This window comes from Candidatus Eremiobacteraceae bacterium (genome assembly GCA_035710745.1).
Lineage (GTDB): Bacteria > Vulcanimicrobiota > Vulcanimicrobiia > Eremiobacterales > Eremiobacteraceae > JANWLL01.
On record DASTCX010000003.1, the window covers coordinates 1 to 22,300 of the forward strand.

Consider the following 22,300-nt stretch of genomic DNA (forward strand, 5'->3'; position numbering starts at 1 on the left):
AGCGGTCGCACCGGCGTCAAGCTCGTGCAAAATCCCGATGATCTGCTGCTCGCTGAATCGCTTCTTCATGGGCGTCTCCTCCAGGTGAGTACGCCCAGAAAATCACAGTCTCATTCGGCCCGAGTCTCGGGGGTCAGCGCAGCCGCAATCGGATGAGCTGGATTCCACCATTGAGACGGCTGGGCTAGAGACTCTTGAGTACAGCAAGCGGTGGGGGCAGTATCGTCTCAGGCTGACTGCTGACGACATACGCAAGAAGCCAGAGGTCCTTAGAGACCTCATAAGGATGGCCTACGAGCGACGCTCCGCCAATTGAGGCGCGTCGAGACGGTCATGGTAGTCAGGGGATAGTGCCCGCTCGGCTGGATCTGGCTTAAGTCGAGGACGGCACGTTTGGGCGAAACACCAACCGCCTAAGAACCGCGTCCATTGACTCGGCAGTGACGACCGCGAATAAGCATTTCCCGCTGCTTCCTGTTGCCCAGACGTTTCCAAGCCTGGACTTTTCCAGCGTGTCCGTTGATTCCATGTCACTCCTGCGTTTATACTCAACGACTAAGATGCGCTCATCTTTTAGGCGGGCGACAAAATCAGGGAAGAACTTGTCCGTCGATGTTTGCAACCAAAATGAGGTTGAGGACCGCCTAGAAAGATTCCGAACCCAAGTATCGACCTCGGCCATTGAGTCAATGAGGCAGGCGCAGTCGAATTCCTCACCGTTCGACCCTAGTTCACCAACCTTTGGATAAAAATGAGATTGAAAGACGTATCGACCTTCATAGAAACTTGTGGCCGGATAAAAATCGACTTCCGGCCTATACTCAAATACCACCTTGCTGTCGACTGCAATGTTTTGGCTGTCTTCAATCAGGCGATCCCAACGGATCTTTCGGGCGTTGCTCCTCAATCTATCAAGTACTCTAGCCACAGACGACCTGAGACGAAACCGATCAGTAATAAGTCGCTCTAGCGAAACGCCTTGACGTACGAGAGTTAGGTTCAGGGTGGAATTGATAAGCGATACCGCTTGTTCGCGGGGCAAGTCGGGATGAGAAATTGAGCGATCAATCCAGAGTGCCAGATCGCGAAGGCTCCAGTTGGGGACTCCCTCGAGCAACGATTGTTGGTAAGCGAGGTCATCCGACAAGGATCTAATGCTTATGCGACCTTCGTTCCCAACATCTATAGTACCGGTCCCCCCCTGCGCACCACTAATCGACAGCTCTTCCGAAGCCACGGCGACTAAGGTTTCATCGGAGATGTCGCCCCAAGCTGCCTGAAGTAAGCTATCATCGAGAACGTGCCGACCACTCCCTAACTCAATTGTCAATTGCGGAATAGTGACTGGACGCCTTGGCTCCACTGAGGTCGTCGGCGTGCCGGTAGCCCTAAGCCTGGCGCAAAGCTCATCGACTAGCTCTCGATCTTGAGGTGACGTAAACGAATTCCTAATATGTTCTTGTTCCCATTCCGTTGGCGTGGTTAGCAAAGTAAGCGTCAAGTCAGCGGGGTTAAAATTGATGCTACTCCTAACGGAGGCAGGTAAGGACGAAAAGATAGGCGGTTGCGAAACCTGGGTAGTTCGGTCCCGTATCTGCTCAGGGGTCAATTGCAATGGGCTTGTGACAAGTACTTGCTGCGCAAGGAATCTCTCGAATCCATTTTCTACAAGGGCATCGGCTAAAGTGTTTGCCGTGTTTGAGAAAGAATCCGACGTTGCTATAGCGTAAGCTCTACACAGCTCAGGGTGAGCCTGCGGTCGCCCATAGGGCATTCTAAGCACCCTGCCAAGTATTTGTTCCACAGCCGTTGCTGAATTCAAATTCGCAACGGTGAATAGCACGTACGCGAACGAGCAGTCCCAACCTTCGGCGAGCGCTTGAACCGTCACGATGTAGCGAATGTGGCAATCAGACGAGAACAAGTCGATACCCGTGACTTCATGCACGCTTGATGTTTGCTCCGCGACTTGTTCCCGAGGTACAGCACAATCAGATACTAAACTGTTGATTATCCTTTCTACGGTGACGTTCGTGCCTGACTGAGATCGAGGCTGTGCTTGAATCAAGAGTATTGGTCTTACATACGAAGAACGGTCTTGTGACGCAGAGATGCTCTCAAGACGTGAGCGCAGCTGAACGGCTTGCGCAAGACCTGCCTCCCATGATGCCTCCGTGTGAAGCTGAATAGGAAGCTTGATCATTCCCTCAGATTTCAATTCGAGAGCTGATACGTGCCACAAGATGTTGCTTGCGAACGAGTTCCGCGTGGGATCGTGAGTGGTTTGAGGCGTCGCTGTGAATTCAACTATACTTATGGGTCTCAACCGGGCTATTGTCTCGAACGACAAGGGCGTTCGGGCATTGTGAGCTTCGTCGACAATCACTAGCGGGCGATGAAGGCGCAGCACATTGCAGAGAGATGCGACCGGCGTTTGCTCAGATGTAAGCTCAAGCGCTTCTATGAGCTCAGGTCGTAGCCTTTGGAAGTGTTCGAGCAAAGCGCCATTCTCTTGATACACGCGTCGACCGTCAGTATCGGTGACGCGGAGACTCGCGAGTGTCGCTACGACCACCGTAAGTCTGTTCTCTAGGATCGCTCTTTCTACGGCTAGCGCCTCTCTGATGTCCAAAACCGTAACTCGGCTCGGATACGCCCTCTCCAGGACAACCCGGTAGGGGTGGGTGGGATTCCGGAGGGAACTCAAAGTCTGTGTGCGGATCGCATTCGAGGGGACAAGCCAAACTACGACGCAAGTTCCCGCGCCGAGTACCTCAGTGCCGACGGTGACGACCGTATTGGCGGCCATAAAAGTCTTGCCGCCTCCGGTGGGCACGCGAAGACATACATAAGGGATCTCTGGGAGATCGGGTATCGCAATAAATGGAACGGCGGCTCCCGTTAGAGCTTCGGTTGTTTCACTGAACGCTCTCGCGGCGTCACCGGACTGCACGAACGACGTGAAGTACCGTGTCACCGCGCTCATCGCCTCTTGCTGGTATTGTTTCAGCTCAAACATCACAGATCAGTGATTGACCAAAAAGTCATATGGCAACTGTCGAAAGGTTATACCCCTACTCTTGAGGAGTCGTCCATCAAGATGACACGCCTCAGCGTAGACGACGTGCGAGGTCGCTTCTTCTCTCAGCATGCCGAGTGAATCTAGATCAAGAACGAGTCGCTCTCCCTTGGAGCCAGGCCTAGGACTGCAGAGATAGTACGCCACGCCGTCTGCGGTGTCTAAGTACTCATCCGAGGAAATCGGACGCGTTATCGACCTTCTCGTTTCGAGATAATACACGTACTGCGCTAACTGTTCCCGGGATACTTTCGAGTTGAGGTCTCCATCCTCGGTGAGGAGGCGCTCTCCCAAGGTTGCGCAATTAATAGACCCGCCCAACCCTGGTACGTGCTGGCCGGATCGCGTGCTATAACCACTCATCACATTACGCAGCCGTGGTACCGTAACGTTCTCAAAAATGTGAGGTTCTAACTCAACGAGTACAAACCGGCGAGTTCCTCCGTCTTCACTGTTGAGCTTCAAAACAGCATGACCGGTCGTGCCACTTCCCGCGAAGGAGTCCAAAACGATAGCGGTTGGATCGGTCTTTGTAGCTGCGCGTACAAGGTAATGGATAAGGCTAACTGGCTTGGGATAGGGGAATGCTTGCCCCTGTTCTACCCCGAGTATTTCTGAAAGTTCGCGCGAAGCGTCTTCGTTCGTCCCAATGCCAAGTTTTGTCCCAAGCACGTCTAAGAGCTCCTCGCGAGCGACTTCGGAATCATCTACGTTGGCATCTTCGTCGAGCAACGTTCTTGGTCTCTTGAACTTCTCAGCCTGATTCCAGCGCAGCGCGTTAAACCCAAACTCATTGGAGAGCGTGACCTTCGTCCCTAGTGTAATCTCTTCGTCTAGTTTCTCTTGAGTCCAGACAAAATTTGCACGCGCCCTAAAGGCGCAGGTTACGATCCCGCCCTCGATGACGAGCTCGTCTAGAAACTCAACTGCCGTGCCGCCTTCGCCGCGAATGCCGGGTGCATACTTACCGTCGCCTAAGCCACCGCGAGCGCTTCCATTCTTCCTCGCAACGATCAGGTTAGCCGGGAACGTCAACGTCTTGCTCGCGTTCGTACGCTTTACGAGCGGTTGAAGTTTGTCAGAATATGCCGGTTCCCCAAAAAGGCTCGTATCTTGAATCTCCTTCGCGTAGGCGAAAACGAAGTCTGTCATCTTGCGCATCGTGCCGGAAAGGTGACTTCCCTTTTTCTTACGCACCCAAGTTAGAATTCCGATCCGATTGCGCTCGAGAAAGATTTCGTCCATGAGGTTTGCAAGATGACCAGCCTCATTTTCGTCAATGGTTACGAAGATCACGCCGTCATCGCTCAAAAACTCACGAAGCAGCCGCAACCTCGGATACATCATGCAAAGCCACTTGTCGTGCCTTGTAAGATCTTCGCCGACCGGCCCGACCACCTGCCCCAACCAACGACGGATCTCAGGTGAGTTGACGGCATCATTGTATATCCACTTTTCGGTTCCAGTGTTATACGGCGGATCAATAAATATGCACTTTACGCGCTTCGCCAAATAGGGCAATAAAGACCGCAGTGCGATGAGATTGTCCCCTCGTACGACAATGTTGCCTCCAACAGAGCTATTACCCGCCAACCCAGGCAACCAGTCGAGGAGCTGGAACGGCACATCCTGGTCGTGATGGATGACCGCGTCTTTCCCAATCCAATCCAACGAAGGCATTGCTTTACCCCGTCCGGGTGGAATGCGCTGACAGAAAGTCTATCGTTGCAACATCAATAGTGAACAAGGCGGGCCACGACCTGCGCGTTGCGATGGCTAATTGCCGCCGATTCAGCGACCGACGGCCCGTCTCATCGCGGTAAGACTCGGTTTTGACTGGAGCCACGGCGGCGGATCGACAAGGATGTCGGCACTCAGGTTTCAGTGTCTTCGACCTTCCCCGCAACTAATAACCGAGCCTCCGCGGCTAACCAAGACGGCAAACTGATGAAATTTGTGCTTTAACTGTTGGGTCTTGCGCCTTTCTTGGCGGTACCGGCCATATCGTGCGCAGCCCGTCGGGCATCCGGGATACCAGGCGATAAACGGCGTTGCGAAATTAGGTTTGCAAAGCGCTCCGCTGACTGTGTACTAACGCGCCTTAAATTCTGATCCTCATCGAGATTGATGTGGAATAACCCAAAGTCGCTGTTGTTGTCAAAGGGAAGACCCCATTCACGGTTTGACGTGATGCTCCAGCACAGGTAGGCGATGATCGGAGCACCGCGGCGCCAGGCGTGTTCGACCTGCTCGATGTGCGCGTTGAGATATTTGGCGCGCGAGAAGCCATCGGCTGACGTCACACAACCGTTCTCGATGACCATGATCGGCTTGCCCGGGAACTGGTCTTCAGCTTCCCGGATAAGGCCGTCGAGCACGCCAGGCCAGACGGGCGCCATCGCGTAGTGACATTCAGCAGCGGCCGACAGTCGTTGCAGCTCGCCTGGCCAGATCGAAGAGATTCCCCAATAGTAGTCGAGGCCGACATAGTCGAGCGTGCCGACGCATTCGGACGGGCACAAGAACTTCGGTAGCTTTCCGGCCATTCCGAGGTTCCACCAATTTGTGCCTACGAGCGTTCCGAACATCCCAAGTGACTTGCGGAAATCGTCGAACGCGCCTAGAAGCGAGCGCGTCGCGTTCCACCTATGATCGCCGGTGAGCTCAACAAAGCGGACTTTAGCGTCGCCAGCGCCGAAGATTCCTCGCGCGATGACGCGAGCCAGGTCCGGCTCTAGCCCACGATAGCCGCCGGCGCCGTCGGGCATGCACAAGCCCTCGACTCCTGGCCGTATGCCGACGCGAAGCACGCCTCGCTTGCGGATCATGTCGATCGTTCGATCGAGGTCGGGCACGCCGGATGGGCCATGGCTAGGTGGCGCCTCGTCGCCCGGTCCGGTCAATGCGGCCATATCGGTCATCCCGATCGTCTTGCGGTTCACGCCGCGCGGCAGCTCCGGATGCTTTCTCTTGTACTCCCTCAAAGTGCGGTCGACTGCGTTGAGCAGCGTCCGGCTCCCTAGCGCCATGACGATACCAATGGGCCAGCGTCGGCCGAAAACCGGCGTGAGCACGAGTCCGTCCGAGGCGTAGGGCTTCAGGAAGAGATCGAGATCGAAGACGGCATCGAGCTTGCCCGCCCGTAGCGCCGCGACCGCCGATGCCGGATCATCGAAATACTCGACGTCCGCAGCGGTGAAGAGCCCCCCGCACGTCGAGGCGGTGACCGCCTCGTTGATGACGCCGACACGGGCCTTCCATGTCTGAAAATTCGCCGGCAGCGCAAGCGATGACGCGTGGAGCAGAACGGGACTCGCCATCGCGTACGGCTCCGAGAAGAGCACCTTGCTCATCCGCTCCTGCGTCATGGCCACCTGCGCGATGGAGATGTCGACCGAGCCCGTGTTGAGGATCTTGTGTTGCGACAATCGCACCGCTTGCTTTATCGCCTGCTCGGGCGATTTCAGATGCGTCGCGTTCCGATCGACCAGTCGCTGAAGCCAGCGTGGCAAACCCAGCACGAGCGGATTTGATCCGACCTTCGCCCGCGGATGCAGCACCTGAATCGCCGCCCGAGCGCGCGCATGCGCGCGAAAGAGATTTGGGATCAGCTTTAACACGGCTTCCATTTGTTGCTCGCCGGTCGCATACGGCGGCAAGCCCGGCGGCACCGGATACGAGCGCATCCAAAAACCCTTGATGTAGCCGTAGACGAGTTGGTTCGGTTCGTTCAGCGTCACGTAGTAGTCGATGAGATCACCGAGCCGCCGCGCGACCTCCGACGCGTACTTCTCCATCCGCGCGGGAAAGCCCGCATCGAGCATGCCCGCGCCGTCGCCCGCCGCCTGCACCCAAAGCGGCCACGTGTTGTGATGAAGCGTGACGACCGTCCACATGTCAGCGTCGCGCATATACTGCAGCACGTCGCGGTAGTGCGCGAATGCGGCGTCATCCCAAACGCCAGGTTCCGGCTGTAACCGCGCCCAGGAGAGCGATAGCCGAAACGCGCGGCAGCCTAAACCTTTCGCGAGATCGACGTCCTCGCGATAGCGGTTCCAGAAATCCGTCGCCTTGCCGCGCGGCACGAGGCCTCGCACCCGTTCCCACACGTCGCGGATATCATCCCGACCATCATACGCCTCGCACTGATGGTCGGCTGTGGCTACCCCGAAACGGAAATGCTCGCGCATCGGCGACCGACCTTCGCCGGAAAGGCTGCGCGTCTTGCTGGTTTGGAGAGGTCGCGGCGGTCGACCGTTAAGGTCGAGCGCTCCAACTTCGAACATGGTTGAGTGATAGAGCGGGCGAACGGCTTTGCCATGAGATTCACGGGCAAGACGTGCATCGTCACGGGTGGCGGATCGGGGATCGGCCGCGCGACATGCCTTCAGATGGCCGCCGAGGGCGGCAAGGTCGTCGTTGCGGACCTCAAGCTCGACGCAGCTCAAGCAACTGTGGACGACATCACCAAGGCTGGCGGCACAGCGATGGCCGTCGCAGTCGACGTCGGCGACTCGGCGCAGGTCCAGCAGGTCATCGCCAAGGCCGTTGCCGCGTACAATCAGATCGACGTCATCGTCAACGACGCCGCCATGATGACGTTCACGCCAATCGTCGACATCGCCGAAGCCGACTTCTTCCACGTGGTCACCACGAACCTCGGATCGGTGTTTTACTTCAGCAAGTACAGTGCGCCGCGTATGCCGGCCGGTTCCGTGATCGTCAACATCAGCTCCGTCCACGCGCATCAGACGACGCCGAACGTCGTCCCCTACGCGGCGAGCAAAGGCGCGATCGAGGCGTTCACGCGCGGTTTCAGCATCGAGATGCTCTCAAAGGGTATCCGCGTCAACGCCATCGCACCGGGCGCGGTCGACACGCCGATGCTCTGGAACAACCCGAACGTGAAAAGCGGTGCCGAGAAGATCGAAGGCGCGATCGGTAAACCGGAAGACCTTGCCAATGCGATCTGCTTCATCGCTTCAGACGACGCGAAGTTCATCAACGGCACGACGCTCGTCGTCGATGGCGGCCGCCTCGACACGCTCTAGGTCGCGAAGCTACCTCGGATTTACGCCCCTCGCTTTCGCCTTAGGCGCGGTCTATACGCGCGCTTCAGACGATCGAGGGCGACATCAAGGCGCCGAGCCGCCTCCGGCAGGCTCACGTCGAGCTGGCGGAGCGCGGATTCAACCGGCGCCCACCGAACCTTGGATGCTTGCGCACGGAGCGCTCGCTCAGCGATCTCGAGTGACTCGAGATCTCCCCAGTGCAAAAACGCGGCTATTCGGTCCGCGATCGCATCCTCAAACTTATAAACCGTCACGGGCCCATGAGGCGTTTTCACCGTGACAAAGGTTGTCACGGGCCGCCGGTCGATGTAGGGCGTGTCAGCGACGAGGTCAAGGGTAAATGGCGTGTCGTCGTGCACGAAGTCTCGGCCCGAAGCGGAAAAGCCGAGGGGCGCGACAGCCTCTGCGAATGCGCGCCTCGTCGTGCCGCGGAGGGCCGCGAAGTCGATATCCTTGGATGTGTAGACATCGGGCGCGTGCAAAGTCACGGCGCTTCCCCCGACGACGGCCACCGGAATGCCCGCATTTGCCAATGCTCGGCTTGCCTCAGCAGCAACCTCGGACAGCGAAGCCCCCTTTAGGCTCAAAGAGCTTTCCCCATCGCGCGCGGGCGTCGACGTATCGCTTTCCACATGCGCGCATAGTCGGGTCGATCGCCCATCTTGAGAAGTAGATCCAAGAGACGCTCGTATTCCGGGTAGCGTCGATTGAGCTCTGCAGTGCGGATGGTTCCGACACGGCGCGTCTGAACAGCGCCGGTCAGCTCGAGCGACGCGAGCGCCCGCTGGACCTCGATCGGCCGGCGTTCGATGACGCGTGCGATTTCGGATACATACGTCGATCCAAGCCTCGCAAGCGCTACGAGGGTATCGGTCCTCGCCTTCGATCCGAACAACTTGTCCACGGCCCTAGGATAACATAAATGTAGCTGTATTGCTACATAACCGTTATATCGTCCGGGACGCGGTGGGCGCGACTCTCGCAAAGATCGAAACGACGCTGGAGCAGGTCCTCGACGCAGTTACGCCTCGAACCCGCTCTTCCGAATCGCCGGGTCACCCCTAAATTCGCTGGATTAGGTACCCGCGGCAGATCCGAATCGAAGCACGTACTTGATGATGAGCCGATCGAGGGTCGCCGCCGCTGACGGCGAGCCGTAATTGATGTAGAGGTCGCCGCTACCAGTCCGTGTGTGGAAGCCTGCCGCCAGGTTCGTTCCGGTTTGCGTCGAGAACCCGCCCAGGCCATTGATGCCTCGCAACGATAGCGTTAGATTCGTCGACGGCCCCACGTTCCAACCGAGCGAGACGCGTCGCAGCCATTGCGAGTCGAGACTGCCGGTCGAAAGCCCGCGCTCGTATGAACCGTCGTATTCCAAGCCGAGCGTGTAGCGCGAGCCGAGCGGCTGCGAGGTCGTCGCGCTATATAGATGAAGCCAGTTGCCACCGAACGACCCCCAATTCACGAGCACGTCGAACGGCTTGGGCGTCCCATCACCAAACCCGAGCGGTACGTACATGAGGTTGAACGGCACGTTCGAACCGTCGGTATACGTCGGATAGCCGCTGAAGAAATTGCCGCCGTAGCCGCGCAGCTCGCTCGTCGACGGTCCGATCCCGTTGATGGAAAGCCCGTTCTTGAAGACCGCGCTGAAGAAGATGTTCGAATCGGCCTCGTGCACGGCGCCGCTGCGGTCGAGCAGCCGATCGCCCTGGAAGAACATGCTCCAGCTCTTCACGCCGGGCGTGCTGCCGTTGAAATTGACGTAGCCCGTCGGCCCGCGGATGTCGGAGATCGTCGTGAATCCATCGATCGGATCGTAGTTGGGTCCCACGTCGGCGTATTGCGCGATGATCTGGTAGTCAGGCTTTTCTAGATACACCCAGTCGTTCGTCGATTGCGTGACGCCTTGCGGCACCCACGAGCCGCTCTCATCGGCGCCGTTGAGCGACCACACGAATCCGCTCGTCCGATTGAGGCCTCGAGCTCCGACCTCTTCGGTCGAATCGGTCCCCGCGATGCTATGGTGCGCGAGCACGCCATCCGCCCAGTACATGAACGAGCGATCGTCCGTCGCATGCTTGTAGCCGAAAGCCTGATCGTCGAACGTGTCGCCCGTCAGCTGATCGTAGCCGCGGAACGAGAGTAGGCCGAAACTTTGGAGGCCGAACGTCCCTTCGATCTTCGCGCCGCGGTCGAACGGTCCGATGCTGGGCGAGTAGAAGACCTCGTCTTTCGGCGCGTTGAAGTCCGTGTAGCCATCGGGGTTCGGATCGACGAAAGCGGCGCCTTCGGCGAAGAACGGCCGGTACTCGGTCAGCTGCCGAGCGAATTCTTGCGGCGCGATCGTCTGCTGGTCGATTTCGACGTTCGAGAAATCCGGATTCGCGGTGCCGACGAAGTTGATCGTCGATGTCAGCGGCACGCTCGCGTCGACGCCGGCCGAGCGCGTATGCTCGGGCTGGAACGTGCCGTTGGCTTGCTGGTAGAGTCCGCGATCGACACCCGCACTCGTCAGGCCATACACCTCGAGCCTCGGCTTCGGTCGTGCGCCGACGTTGCTCGCGAGCGTGACGCCCGTGACGTGCGGCCAAAAACGCAGGTCAGCGAAGGACGGCCAGGCGGCCCCGACCATGTCTATCATTATCGGATCGAATGCCCAAGAGATGTGCTCGCCTTTCGCGGCGATACCGCGGAAGAATCCTATGCGCCAATTCTGCCCCGCACCCGCATGCAGCCGCATGGAACGAAGCGGGATGATCATGACCGCCCGCCACGTCTTGCCCTGCACTGCCGTTACGACTTTCCAATCCGGCCGATAGCGCACGTCTTCGGTCGATTGTTGGTAGCGGATGCCACGCGGCGTCGTCTCGAAGAGGTACGCTTGCGAGCCGTTGCCGCTCGTGTCGATCCCGACCGCGACGAAATCGTCGACGCCGAAACCGACGTCGTTCGCCGTCTGCGTGGCGACGATCGGTTCGGACGATTGCGGCACGACGAATCCGACATACACGTTCGCGTCGTCGTAGAGTATGCTCACCTGTGGCCCATCAGCCGGCTGCCGGGTCGTCACGTTTTCCCACTGTCCGACGACCGGCACCGCGCCCGCTTGCCACGCTGGGTCGGTCATCGACGGGTCGGCGCTTAGCGGATGCGGCGCGCGGACGAGCTGAAACGAATATGAGGATGTGGCGGCGGCATGCGCCTCAGCGGTAAATCCCAGCAAGATCACAGCCACCGCGAAAAGCACGGAAATCGGTCTCATGGGTGGAGTATCGCGCAGGCAGCCCTTGCGCGTCTTCAGAACCGCCATCAAAATCCTATGATGGGCTTCGGATGATGATCGTATACCGGATCGGGCCCTTCGAACTCCAAGCGGAGCGGTTGGTCGCAACTTGCGACGGCGCGGCACTCGGCTTCGGCCCCAAAGTCGCCGAAACGCTTCTCGCGCTCGCCGAGCAGCCAGGTCGCACCCTTTCGAAGTCTGAGCTCCTCGACCGCATTTGGCCCGACCGCTTCATCGAAGAGGCGAATCTCGCTCAAAACGTCTACGTCATCCGCAAGGCGTTCCGGGCACACGGTGTTCCTGATGCTATCGAGACTGTTGCGCGCTACGGCTATCGCCTGACCGTTCCGATCGTCCGCGTGGCGCACGTAGCGCCGGCGGCCGAGGCGGTGCGGTCGTCCGACTACACGCGACCTCTCCGACACTTCGCGAACCGGATGGTCGTTATCGCCGGTGCCGCCTCCATGATAGCAGCGGCCCTCTTCATCACCGGGAGCGGTGCGCTCGACGGTCGCGCAGCGTCGCAAAAGCATCTCTCGACTCGCGGCGCGCAACTCTACGCGATCGGCACGTACTTCTGGAACGAGCGGACGCGCGACGGCGTCCGCAAGAGCCTGACGTATTTCGCACAGGTCGTCAATAGCGATCCAACCGATCCGCGCGGCTACGCCGGTCTCGCCGATGCGAACGCGATGATCGGCGCGTACTGTTACGGCACGCACGGACCCTCGGTCTACTTCGCGCGCGCAAAGGCGTACGCGAACGAGGCTCTCGCCCTGGATCCGGATTCGGCGGAGGCGCACGCGGTGCTCGGTGTGCTCGCGCTTCAAGACGCCGACACGCGACGCTCGGCCGCCAAGCCGCCCGAGACGCAGGCGTCAGAGAAACAGCAGGCCATGTCCGAGCTGGAGCACGCGATCGCGCTCGACCCCAACTACGCGCCGGCACAGGAGTGGTACGGGATCGCACTCGTTGAAGAAGGCAAATTGTCCGACGGGATCGCGCACTTGAAGACGGCGTCAGCGCTCGATCCGCTTTCTGTTTCGACGACGGCGTGGCTCGGCGCAGCGGCCTATGAAGAGCATCGCTTCGATGACTCGATCGCGTACGGACACCAGGCGCTCGAGTTATCTCCGAAACGAGTCGATGTGCTCGGCATGCTCGGCAAGGCGTACGAAGCGAGAGGCGACATCGATCTAGCTATTGCGTCCTTCAAACGCTACGCCGCAGTCGATCCGTACTATCGGCCGGAAGCAGCTGCGCTGCTATCGCGCGCATACGTGCTCGAACGACGGGTGCCGGTGGCGCGCGCGGAATTCGCATTCGCATTGGCGCACGCAGACGCGACCAACCTCGCCGACCTCGAGGCCGCGGCCGTTGCGCTCGGCGATCGAAAGAGCGCCGCGGATATCCTGCGCCGCACGCACGGGCATTTCTTCAACCTGGCCTGAGGCTGGTCCAGCCGAACACCGCGCCAAGTCCCCTCAAACGCTCAGTATCAACCGACATGCGCCTTCCCTAGGGTCATGCCACGAGCGTGACGCTTCCACGCCGCGGAGCCTGACCGGGACCAAATGACTACGCCGCTAAGAGGGCGGCCTCTCAGCAAGACGAGAACTCAATATCGGACCTTCTAGTCATCATTCTTTCGTCAGAAGGCTGTTGCTTTATGTTCGGTCGACGTCGCATCGGTTCTATTGCAGCCGTTGTCTTTTTCATTGGCGGCGTTCTGTCGGCAAGCGTGCGGCCGGCGGAAGCGCAGCCCTACCTGGGCACAGTCAAGGCGATAAACGGCGACTACTACGGCGTTCAAGCGATCACGTACGATCCGATTAAGAAGCACATCTTTGCTCAATACCTTCAGTCGGGTGAATGGGTCGTCGCTCGCATCACTCAAGCCGGCATCGCGACACCCCTCGTCGTTCTGCCATTTTCGGTTTTCGATCTCGCTTTCGACAGTCAGACCGGCAAGGTGTACGCCGGATACGGTTGCGAGATCATCCAGATATCAGCCGCAAACGGCGCGACGACGGTACTGGCCGGCAGCACCACGTGCGGTACAGCCGACGGTAAAGGGCCGCTGGCGCAATTCCAAAAGCCGAACGGAATCGCGGTCGATGGCACAAACGGTGATCTATACGTCGCCGATAGCGATCGCGTTAGGAAGGTCACTCCCCATGGCGTCGTGACTACGCTGACCGCCCCCGGCAGCATCGGAGGCGGCAACTGCCAGCCTTTCAATCGCGGCTTCCAAGGCGTCGCCTACGATGCGCTCGACGGAAACCTCTACGTCGCCGACTCGTGCCCGAACATCATCCGGCGAGTGACCGTCACAACGGGGCAAGTCACGAACGCCTACGGCCAGTGTTTTCTCGATCAGTTCTTCGACTGTGAAGCGTTGTCGCGCGACGGAACAGGCACGAGCGCGCTGTTCGCAAGCCCTAGCGGGATCGTATACAGCGCCATCGACCAGGCACTTTACGTTGCTGACGCTCTGAACAACCAGATCCGGCGAATTTCGCCGCAGGGCGTGGTGACGACACTCGCCGGCAGCGGACATGCCGAGTTCGCGAACGGCATCGGCAATCTCGCGTCGTTCGACGAACCCGACGGTGTCGCGGCCAGTGCGAACGGCGTGCTCTACGTCGCGGATACCATCAATCAATCGATCCGCACCGTCGCGAGCACTGGACCGACGCCTCCGCCTCCGCCGCACAGCTTCAGGCTGATGGACGTTCCCGACATCGGAGCTCATCCGTACGGCATCACGTTCTCGACCGACGGCTCACTTTGGTACACGGAGACCGATTTCGCCAAGGTCTTGAAGATCGATACTACGGGGATGCAGCACTCGTTCACGCTGCCGTCCGGAAGCTTCCCTCAGGACATCGTCGGTGACGCGTCGGGCAACGTCTGGTTCGATATCGGTCTCGGCCCACCGCCGTTTTCGCCGACACCGTCGATCGGCGTCATTCGGTCCGACGGCACCATGAACACATACAGCGTGCCGGGCGGTGTCGACGTGACGTCGATGACCCTCGGGCCTGACGGCAACATCTGGTTCGTCGCATCGAACGTCGACCTGCTTGGATTCATAACGGGCACCGGAACGGTAACCGAGTTCACCGTCGATCCGGCGAATTACATCTCAGGCGGCTTGTCCGGCGATATATGGACGACAGGGACGGGTTTCATCGAGCGCTTTTCGACGAGTGGCACGCTGCTCAAGAAATACGTCACGAACCAGTTTCAGATATCGGAGTTCAACCCGATCGCGCCCGGGCCAGTCGATCGGATGTGGTTCGCGCAAGCGGTCGACGTCGGCGAAGTCCTCAAATCGACGGTCGCGACGTTCCAACTGCCTCCGCAACCGCAGCCGTTCGGTTGGGATCCGCAGGGCGTCGTTGAGGGCTCGGACCGAGCCGTGTGGTTCACGTCGGGCTCGAGCGGCGACCTCGGCCGCATGACCTCGACAGGAGTTTTCAAGGCGCTCGAGATTCCCGCACCACGATCCTCGCCGACCCGGATCGTCTTGGCGCCCGATGGTTCGCTTTGGTTCGTCGACTTCGGCGCGTCGAAGATCGGACGGTGGTTCTGATGGCTGTCAATAGGCAAAAGGTTGCCGGCGCTGCGCTCGTCGCGGTACTGCTCTTGACGGGATCGGCTGCATCTGCGAGGCTTTCGCCTCGCGGGCAGGTATTGCCGGCGTTGATGCGCGTATCGGCCACGGTCGTACGCGCGCGTCTCGTGCCCGATGGATATTCGGCAATCATCAATCGAAGCGGGACCGCTTATCAGGGCAAGGTCACGACCATTCCGGGTGTCTTCCAAGGTCTCGGACCGGTCGCGTCAGATCCTGACACGGGTGGCCTCATCGCGACCGTGTCCGGCTCACCGACGATATTGGAACTCGTCGCCCTGAACGGCAAGACGTCGCAGATAACGACGTTCAACGGTTCATTCCCATTCATGGTGTACGACCAAGGCTCGCAATTGATCTACGCGCCGGAAGGCTGTACGGTCGTCACCGTTTCGCCGAGCACGGGCGTCATCTCGACGCTCGCGGGCAGCTCGACGTGCGGCACGAACGACGGCCAAGGAGCAAACGCGCAATTCCAAGGTCCGACCGGCATCGCGCTCGACGGCACGAACAAGATCCTCTACGTCGCCGACAAAGATCGCATCCGATCTGTCAGTGAATCCGGTCTCGTGAAGACAGTCACGGCGCCCGGGTCGATCGGACCGCCGAATGGGTTGTTCTGCTTCGACGGCCCGAGCCTCTTAGGGCTGACGTTCGATCCCGACAATGCGAAATTGTATCTCGCCGACACGTGCTCGGAACTGATCCGTCGGATCGACCCGACCCACGGAAGCGTTGCGACGCTCGCTGGGCAATGCATCTTGCTCAACTCGGCCGAGTGCGAAGACCTATACCGGGATGGGCACGGGACGTCGGCTTTCTTCTCCTTTCCGTCCGACATCACGTACGATCACGCCGACGGCTTTCTTTACGTTTCGGAATACCACAACAATCTGGTCAGGCGCGTGAGCACGACCGGAGATGTCACGACGCTCGCGGGAAACGGCCACAACGAATTTCGTAACGGCGTTGGACCGAGCGCCGCATTCAACGCGCCGATCGCGATCGCGGCGAACGTCGACGGCACCATAGCCGTCGCCGACGTGAGTAACAGCGCCATTCGCCAAGTCGTCGCCGACGGTCCGACACCTCCGCCGCCGCCGCACGGCATGACCTTGCTCGATCCACCGACCCCAGGGGAAGCGCCGGTCGGCATCGCTGCGGCTCCGGACGGTTCTATGATATACACGGCGCCGGCATCTCATATCCTCGGCCGGATCGCGACGAACGGCGCGATTACCGAGGTGCAATTGCCTTCGAACGTGTCACCGGGGATGGTCGCCGTCGACGCCGCCGGCGATGTGTGGTTCACCAACAATCTCTTCATCGGCGAATACACCGCGGGCGGCACTTTGCTGTCGTTCCCGATCCCCTCCGGCAACAGCGCATCGGACATCGCGATCGGAGCCGACGGGAATCCATGGTTCGTCGCAGGTCAGTCGATCGGTGTCGTGATCCCATCCGGCTCGGTCGTTCAATACTCGATCGACGCCGCGTCGTCGCTCGCCGCAGGCTTTTCCAGCGATCTTTGGACATTGGGAGCAATCCAGTCCGTCGGCGGTTTCGTCGACCGCGTGTCGACCCAAGGCGCCGTGCTGCAGCGCCTGGAGTTCCAAGATATCACGATCGGACCGATCGCGAGGGGCCCCGGTAACAAGATGTGGATTGGCCAGGCGGGCGCGATCGGCGCCATCTATCCGCATAACATTCTGTTGTATCAACTGCCGATCTCCCCGTACGCGAGCGGTGAGTGGGGGCCGCTCGGGTTGGTCGAGGGTCCCGACAAGGCGCTCTGGTTCACCGCGAACCTGCCGGGTTACATCGGGCGAATGACGTCTCAGGGTGCGTTCACGCCGCACGAAATACCGGCGCCTCGAACGGCGCCCGAAAGCATGGCGGTTGGCGCGAACGGCGCGATCTGGTTCACGGATCCAGGAGCGCTCAAGATAGGCAGGTGGTTCTGATGCTCCGCCAAACGATGGGCGTCGCACTCGTGTGGTTTGCGATCGCTGTCGTGCCGCAATTGGCGCCTGGTCCTGTGTCGGCGCACTTGCTCGGTCTGCACACGCCCGCAGCGATACAGACGCACCCACAGCGCGTTCCGATAAGAGTCGCGCCGATCGCCCGTCGGAGCCCCGGTACGACGGACGCCGGAACCGTCACGACGATAATCGGCAATACGAGCCAGTACCTCGGTGCGGCCTATGACCCCCAAAACAAGTCATACTACCTCATCGCGGGAGAGATCCTCGATCAGCTCTCCAATGGCCAGATCTCACGGCTGACGAATTTCTTCGCCTACAGTTCTCCGACGTCAATAGTATGGGACTCGCATAGCGGCGTCATGTACGTCACCATCCCGTTCCTCTACGAGATCCTCCAGGTGACGACAGGCGGTTCCATCTCACTATTGGCCGGGGGCACGCGGGGCACGAACGATGGCACCGGCGCGGCCGCTCAGTTCGTGGACCCGGGGGGTATCGCGCTCGACAGCATTCACAACGTCCTATACGTCGTCGATAACGATCGCCTTCGCGCCATCACTGAATCGGGTGTCGTCACAACGGTCGGACCGCTCGGGTTCTTCAATAACATAGGTGTCGCTAGCGTCACCTACGACAGCACGAACGGCGACGTCGCGATAGACTCTGTCGCTCTTGACGACATCATTTTGTACCAGCCGGTGACGAACACGTACAAGACGCTAGCAGGACGATGCATTCCCGCACAGTTCCCCAACAATTGTCTGCAGCTGCACCAGGACGGTCGAGGCAAGAAAGCGCTCTTCGCATATCCTTCGTCGATCACGTACGATGCTGGTTCAGACTCCTTTTATATCGCGGATTGGTTCAACTACGAAGTCCGTAAAGTTGATGCGAGCGGGAACGTGACGACGTTCGCCGGGAGCGGTGCGCCGATCATTCAGGATGGCATCGGCCTTGCGGCGAGCTTCGGCGGTCCGGACTGCACGACCATCAATTCGGACCTCGACGAGCTATTCGTTTGCGACTACGGCGCTCAACGTCTTGCCACGCTCTCCGGACCGCCGGCGCCCCCGCCGTCGAACGCGATTGCTATGCAGCCGACGAAGACGCTTCTTTCGTCGCCCAGCGGCATCACGTCCACGAGCGACGGAAGCGTTTGGTACGGCGAAGGCGGCCCGGGTTACATCGCGCGCATCTTCCCGACGGGAAAGACGACCGAATTCGCACTACCGGCCCGCTACGCGGAGCCGAACGACTTGGCGACGGACAGCGCTGGCAACATTTGGTTCGAGGACGCCTATGCGCCGAACAACTTCGGCCAGCCCACCTCATTGTCGATAGCGCGGATGCGCACGAACGGCGCGGTGAGCGAGGTACCCTTGACCGGGACGTGCGGCTTTGCCCCGCAATCGGCTTCTTCGCTGACGCCCGATGCGACCGGCGACATTTGGTTCGCATCGAATTGCCCGTCAGCGCTCGGCCAAGTCACTGCGCAGCTGAAGGTAAGGCTGTTCTCACCCACAGGTTTGAACTCGATTGTGATCGCGCCAGACGGCACGCTCTGGGGCGGCGCTCAGGACGAGATATACCACTTCAACTCCGACGGTTCGATCCGCGCGACGTACACCGGTCTCGGTTTGGACGCGGGGATTGCTTGGGGCTCCGATGGCAGTGTTTGGTTTCTATCAAACGGCCGCAACGAGATCGGAACTCTCAACCCGTCAACGGGCGTAGTAGTCGAGTTCCAGCTGCCTCCGTGCGGATGCAACGGTAACGTGCGCGGTCTTGGCGACCTAAAAGCGGGTCCTGACGGCGCGCTCTGGTTCACCGAGGGCTACATATTTGGATCGTCATGGTTCTACGGCGGCGTCGGTCACGTGACCACTGCGGGGACGTTTACCGAGTTCCGAACGTATGAACCGCGAAGTCAGCCGACGGGTCTGACCTTCGATCTGTCGGGCAGGATGTGGACCGCCGACGGCGGCGCGAACAAGGTCGGTCACCTATAACCGCAGCGTTGAATAGGCCGATAACCTATCCATGGAACCTTCGCCCTCCGTAGGCCTTGGCGTTCAGAGATACGTCGACTCGCCGGTCTTCATCGATATCGTCCTCGCGCTATTCGGTTTCGCGCTCGCGTTCGGCGCGTGGTCGAAGTATATAGAGCCCGACCATAACCTCATCGTCGTCGGCGGGCTCATCGTGGGCGCGCTGCTTTGCCTGGTCTCGATCTTCGCTCAGAAGCGGCGCACTTTTGCTTTTGACGCAACGGCGCGAAAGTTGGAGTGGACGTCACATGGCCTTCGCGAACGCACGGGCGGCACGGTCGACTTCAACGACGTCCGCATCACGCTCGATCCGTCGATCGATGAGTCGCATAAGGGCTACCGCATCATGATCAATACGCCGCAAGGGTCTTGGCCGCTCACGACTGGCTACGATGCGAACGAGAAGAATGTCGAAGCAAAGGCGACTCAACTTCGGTCCCTATTGGGCCAAAGCTCGGAAACGCTGCTCGACGACAGCGTCGCCGAGCTGAAGAAGCAAGGGAACCTCCTATCCGCCGCGACAATCGTCGGCCGTCAGCGCGGCGTCCCCACGGCTCAGGCATTCGGGGACCTCACCCAAGCTCAGGGGCCTGACATGCGCCAAACCTAGAAACGCACCCGTCATCAGTCGTCGCCGCCGAACGAAGCAATCACCTCGATCAGTCCGACGATGTGGCTGATAAAAACGTCCAGTTCAGTTGCGGGTATCCAGTACTCCGTATGGATCCTCGCACCGACTTGTTGCGGTACAAAGCGCCTAATGTAGTCCGTGTCGATGGAGAAGCTGGCGACGAACCCCTTCTTGCCGTCGCGCGCGCTCCAGTCGCGCGCGATCTGCCGAGCGTATTCCTCAGTCAAAACCGGGTAAAAGATCGGCTGCTCCGATAGGCGCGCTCGAAACCGACGCCACTCAGCTCGCTCGATAAGTCGAAGCTCCGCCTCGCCTACTGGGCGATAGAGGACGATCATAGGTCGCATTCTCGTTTTGTCTTCGCGTCAGGACGAGGTCCCCTTACCCACCCTCATCGCTCAAGATCGGCACCTGGTAGTACTCGGTCACGGTGACCGTCCTCAGTTCCCAGTACGGCGCATACGCGGTACGGTAGGGGAGTCGAACCCCTCGTGTCGCGCTGACACGACCAGGAGAGCAGTTTTGGGCTCTGCTCGTGCCCTTGATGCCCGCATCTCGATCGACTACCAACTCGTCCACTTTAGTCTGTCAGTTCGGTCGACCAGTTCAGTTCCTGAATCAAAGCATCGAGCTGACGATGCTTGCGCGACAGGTCGTCTGCGCGCTTCAAGATAGCTGCCGCGTCAACCGTCCGCACGACTCGGATTTCCGAGCGCATGTAGCGCTGCTGCGGCTCCGCGGCCGCCTTTGCGATGCCCTGCAAAGCGCCACGCAGCGCCAGGTACGCATCACGCTGAGCGAGCGCGTCCGCTAGAACCGAGCCATCGGACAGGCGAGTCGCCACGTTCGTACGGTTGATACGCTGGATCAGATCGGTCGTCTCGCCTCGGAGACGCTCGATTTCAGCGATCAATTCGTTCGAATCGTCAGGCGGCTTCGTGCCTTCCTGGATCTGCGCGCTCGCTACTGCGCGAACCCGCAGCTCTTCGATCTTGCGCAGATTGTCCGAACGCAGCTTTAGCGCTTCGCCTAGCTTCATATCACTAGCACCTCTCAAAGAAAAATTGGCACCCTCGGAGGGAATCGAACCCACACCCATCGCGTTCGTAGCGCGCCGCTCGTCCTTCGAGCTACGAGGGTACGCTTTAGTGGCGCCGGAACCTGCGATCGAATCAGGCTCTCGCGGGTTTCAACCGCGCGCTCTACCACCTGAGCTATTCCGGCAAAGGTCGAAGCACGTGCGTCTCGTTCGTGATGACGGAGCCGCCAAGGTGCGGTGACGCAAACCAAGAGTAGATCTCCTTCGTTCGCGGATCTGCCTGGAACGCCGCGAGGCTGGCAGCCGAGTCGAAGATGAGCATGCACTCGGTGTTGTTGGCACCGACATATCGTGGTGACAAGCCGCCCTCGTTCAGCGTCGACTGGAGCGGACGCGTCGCGTAGTTCACTAAGCCGCTGGCGACGATGCACAGCGCCTCGAAACATTCGGCGATCTTTTGCGGCGGCTGGTCGTAGAAGCGAATGACCAACCAATGCTCCGCGACCTTTGACTTTGACACTTTCTCCTGTCCATGTATTGAGACTCAGTCCCGCGCGGTTCCGACCCGCGTTCCCCGCGTTGAAGGCGCAGGATCCTAGCCACTAGACGACGGGACCCTGGTGCCCGCGGAGGGATTTGAACCCCCACCTCGCTCGCGCGAGACTGCGTTCTGAGCGCAGCGTGGCTTCCGGTTACACCACGCGGGCGACTTGGTTGGAGAAGCGAGATTCGCACTCGCGGCCTCGTCGATCCGAACGACGCGCTCTGCTAAGCTGAGCTATTCCCCATCATGGCGCTCCGGACGGGTGTCGATCCCGCGGCCTCCCGCTCGACAGGCGGGCGCTCCACCGTTGAGCTACCGAAGCACGTTTCTTTAGTTCTTTGGAGGTCAGGGCCGGACTCGAACCGGCGATCGGTGGGTTGCAGCCACTTGCCTTTCCTCTTGACTACCTGACCAATCGTTGTCGTCGTCGTCATTGGCGGAGAGCGGAGGATTCGAACCCCGCGCCCTTGCGGGCGCCACGAGTTTTCGAGACTCGGTGCCGACCCGTCGGCGGCACTCTCCGAATCGCCGAGCTTCGTTCGGCCTACTACATCCATATTGGTAGCGGACCTCGGAACCGCCCCGAGCCATCCGGCTTATGAGACCGGCGTCGTATCATCTCGTCCGCCTCAATGGCCCATCGTGAACCCCCGGGCCTCCGATTTTCGCCGGCGCTTCCCGCAAAGACGCCGGGCGGGTTCGTGTCGGTTGCGCGACCTTCGCAGTCGCGCTGAGCAATGTTGGCAGGCCGTGAGGGATTCGAACCCTCGTGCGCGAGTTTTGGAGGCTCGCCTGATCCCCGAGCCCGACCTACGTTTGGAGCGATCGGCGGGATTCGAACCCGCACTGCCGCGTTGGTAGCGCGGCGGTCTTCCGCACGACGTCCGATCGCGTCAGCTGCCCCGGAGCGATTCGAACGCTCATCGTCGCGCTTAACAAGCGCTCGCATTGCCGCGATTATGCTACAGGGCATCAC

Annotated in this window: 16 protein-coding genes and 10 tRNA genes; 6 read left to right on the forward strand and 20 right to left on the reverse strand. The window is 59.9% G+C overall.

Annotated features, from left to right (window positions below; all coding sequences use genetic code 11):
* Window positions 1-373: 373 nt before the first annotated feature.
* The 3 genes from VFO25_00060 to VFO25_00070 form a co-directional block, all read right to left on the reverse strand.
* Window positions 374-1,948 carry a hypothetical protein gene (locus VFO25_00060; protein HET9341303.1) on the reverse strand — a complete coding sequence of 525 codons (1,575 nt, stop codon included), beginning with the start codon at window positions 1,946-1,948 and terminating at the stop codon, window positions 374-376.
* 1,077 nt (window positions 1,949-3,025) lie between these two features.
* Window positions 3,026-4,750, reverse strand: a complete 1,725-nt coding sequence (locus tag VFO25_00065) for a site-specific DNA-methyltransferase (GenBank protein ID HET9341304.1) — start codon at window positions 4,748-4,750, stop codon at window positions 3,026-3,028.
* A 290-nt stretch (window positions 4,751-5,040) separates the two neighbouring features.
* Complete coding sequence (locus tag VFO25_00070) at window positions 5,041-7,269, reverse strand: family 1 glycosylhydrolase (GenBank protein HET9341305.1); 2,229 nt, start codon at window positions 7,267-7,269, stop codon at window positions 5,041-5,043.
* A 129-nt stretch (window positions 7,270-7,398) separates the two neighbouring features.
* On the opposite strand from VFO25_00070, the gene VFO25_00075 reads away from it, so the two are divergent.
* A complete protein-coding gene (locus VFO25_00075; protein HET9341306.1) occupies window positions 7,399-8,130 on the forward strand; it encodes an SDR family oxidoreductase in 732 nt (243 codons plus the stop codon).
* Window positions 8,131-8,150: 20 nt separating this feature from the next.
* Here VFO25_00075 and VFO25_00080 read toward each other — a convergent pair whose 3' ends face one another.
* The 3 genes from VFO25_00080 to VFO25_00090 form a co-directional block, all read right to left on the reverse strand.
* Window positions 8,151-8,783, reverse strand: a complete 633-nt coding sequence (locus VFO25_00080; GenBank protein HET9341307.1) for a hypothetical protein — start codon at window positions 8,781-8,783, stop codon at window positions 8,151-8,153.
* Window positions 8,735-9,055, reverse strand: a complete 321-nt coding sequence (locus VFO25_00085) for a hypothetical protein (GenBank protein HET9341308.1) — start codon at window positions 9,053-9,055, stop codon at window positions 8,735-8,737. The genes VFO25_00080 and VFO25_00085 overlap by 49 nt, the downstream gene beginning before the upstream one ends.
* A gap of 171 nt (window positions 9,056-9,226) precedes the next feature.
* Entirely contained in the window at window positions 9,227-11,416 is a 2,190-nt protein-coding gene (locus VFO25_00090) for a hypothetical protein (protein ID HET9341309.1), read from the reverse strand.
* 71 nt (window positions 11,417-11,487) lie between these two features.
* Here VFO25_00090 and VFO25_00095 point away from each other — a divergent pair, with 71 nt between their 5' ends.
* The 5 genes from VFO25_00095 to VFO25_00115 all read left to right on the forward strand — a co-directional run bounded on the left by VFO25_00095 (window position 11,488) and on the right by VFO25_00115 (window position 19,720).
* A complete protein-coding gene (locus VFO25_00095; GenBank protein ID HET9341310.1) occupies window positions 11,488-12,888 on the forward strand; it encodes a tetratricopeptide repeat protein in 1,401 nt (466 codons plus the stop codon).
* A 218-nt stretch (window positions 12,889-13,106) separates the two neighbouring features.
* On the forward strand, window positions 13,107-15,035 hold the full coding sequence (locus tag VFO25_00100; protein HET9341311.1) for a hypothetical protein: 1,929 nt from the start codon (window positions 13,107-13,109) through the stop codon (window positions 15,033-15,035).
* Window positions 15,035-17,041: a hypothetical protein gene (locus tag VFO25_00105; protein HET9341312.1), complete on the forward strand. Its 2,007-nt coding sequence runs from the start codon at window positions 15,035-15,037 to the stop codon at window positions 17,039-17,041. Before VFO25_00100 ends, VFO25_00105 begins: the two co-directional genes overlap by 1 nt.
* Window positions 17,041-19,071, forward strand: a complete 2,031-nt coding sequence (locus VFO25_00110) for a hypothetical protein (protein ID HET9341313.1) — start codon at window positions 17,041-17,043, stop codon at window positions 19,069-19,071. The genes VFO25_00105 and VFO25_00110 overlap by 1 nt, the downstream gene beginning before the upstream one ends.
* A gap of 31 nt (window positions 19,072-19,102) precedes the next feature.
* Complete coding sequence (locus tag VFO25_00115) at window positions 19,103-19,720, forward strand: hypothetical protein (protein HET9341314.1); 618 nt, start codon at window positions 19,103-19,105, stop codon at window positions 19,718-19,720.
* A 14-nt stretch (window positions 19,721-19,734) separates the two neighbouring features.
* Here the strand turns inward: VFO25_00115 and VFO25_00120 are convergent, their stop codons facing one another.
* From VFO25_00120 to VFO25_00185, 14 genes are all read right to left on the reverse strand, one after another.
* Window positions 19,735-20,079 (reverse strand): hypothetical protein, encoded by a 345-nt coding sequence (locus VFO25_00120; protein HET9341315.1) that lies wholly within the window; start codon window positions 20,077-20,079, stop codon window positions 19,735-19,737.
* 43 nt (window positions 20,080-20,122) lie between these two features.
* The gene (locus VFO25_00125; protein ID HET9341316.1) at window positions 20,123-20,320 is read right to left on the reverse strand and encodes a hypothetical protein; all 198 of its coding nucleotides are present in this window, start codon (window positions 20,318-20,320) and stop codon (window positions 20,123-20,125) included.
* Window position 20,321: 1 nt separating this feature from the next.
* Complete coding sequence (locus tag VFO25_00130; protein HET9341317.1) at window positions 20,322-20,834, reverse strand: DIP1984 family protein; 513 nt, start codon at window positions 20,832-20,834, stop codon at window positions 20,322-20,324.
* Window positions 20,807-20,881: transfer RNA gene (locus VFO25_00135), tRNA-Arg, on the reverse strand. The genes VFO25_00130 and VFO25_00135 overlap by 28 nt, the downstream gene beginning before the upstream one ends.
* A gap of 9 nt (window positions 20,882-20,890) precedes the next feature.
* Window positions 20,891-20,965: transfer RNA gene (locus VFO25_00140), tRNA-Phe, on the reverse strand.
* Window positions 20,956-21,300 carry a hypothetical protein gene (locus VFO25_00145; protein HET9341318.1) on the reverse strand — a complete coding sequence of 115 codons (345 nt, stop codon included), beginning with the start codon at window positions 21,298-21,300 and terminating at the stop codon, window positions 20,956-20,958. The genes VFO25_00140 and VFO25_00145 overlap by 10 nt, the downstream gene beginning before the upstream one ends.
* A 98-nt stretch (window positions 21,301-21,398) precedes the next feature.
* Window positions 21,399-21,487 (reverse strand) — tRNA-Leu (locus VFO25_00150).
* Between the two features lie 4 nt (window positions 21,488-21,491).
* Window positions 21,492-21,568 (reverse strand) — tRNA-Pro (locus tag VFO25_00155).
* Between the two features lie 3 nt (window positions 21,569-21,571).
* A tRNA-Asp gene (locus VFO25_00160) sits at window positions 21,572-21,646 on the reverse strand.
* 17 nt (window positions 21,647-21,663) lie between these two features.
* Window positions 21,664-21,737: transfer RNA gene (locus VFO25_00165), tRNA-Cys, on the reverse strand.
* 21 nt (window positions 21,738-21,758) lie between these two features.
* Window positions 21,759-21,846, reverse strand: a tRNA-Ser gene (locus tag VFO25_00170).
* 219 nt (window positions 21,847-22,065) lie between these two features.
* Window positions 22,066-22,136 (reverse strand) — tRNA-Trp (locus VFO25_00175).
* Window positions 22,137-22,141: 5 nt separating this feature from the next.
* Window positions 22,142-22,216 (reverse strand) — tRNA-Gly (locus VFO25_00180).
* Window positions 22,217-22,221: 5 nt separating this feature from the next.
* Window positions 22,222-22,296, reverse strand: a tRNA-Asn gene (locus tag VFO25_00185).
* Window positions 22,297-22,300: the final 4 nt, after the last annotated feature.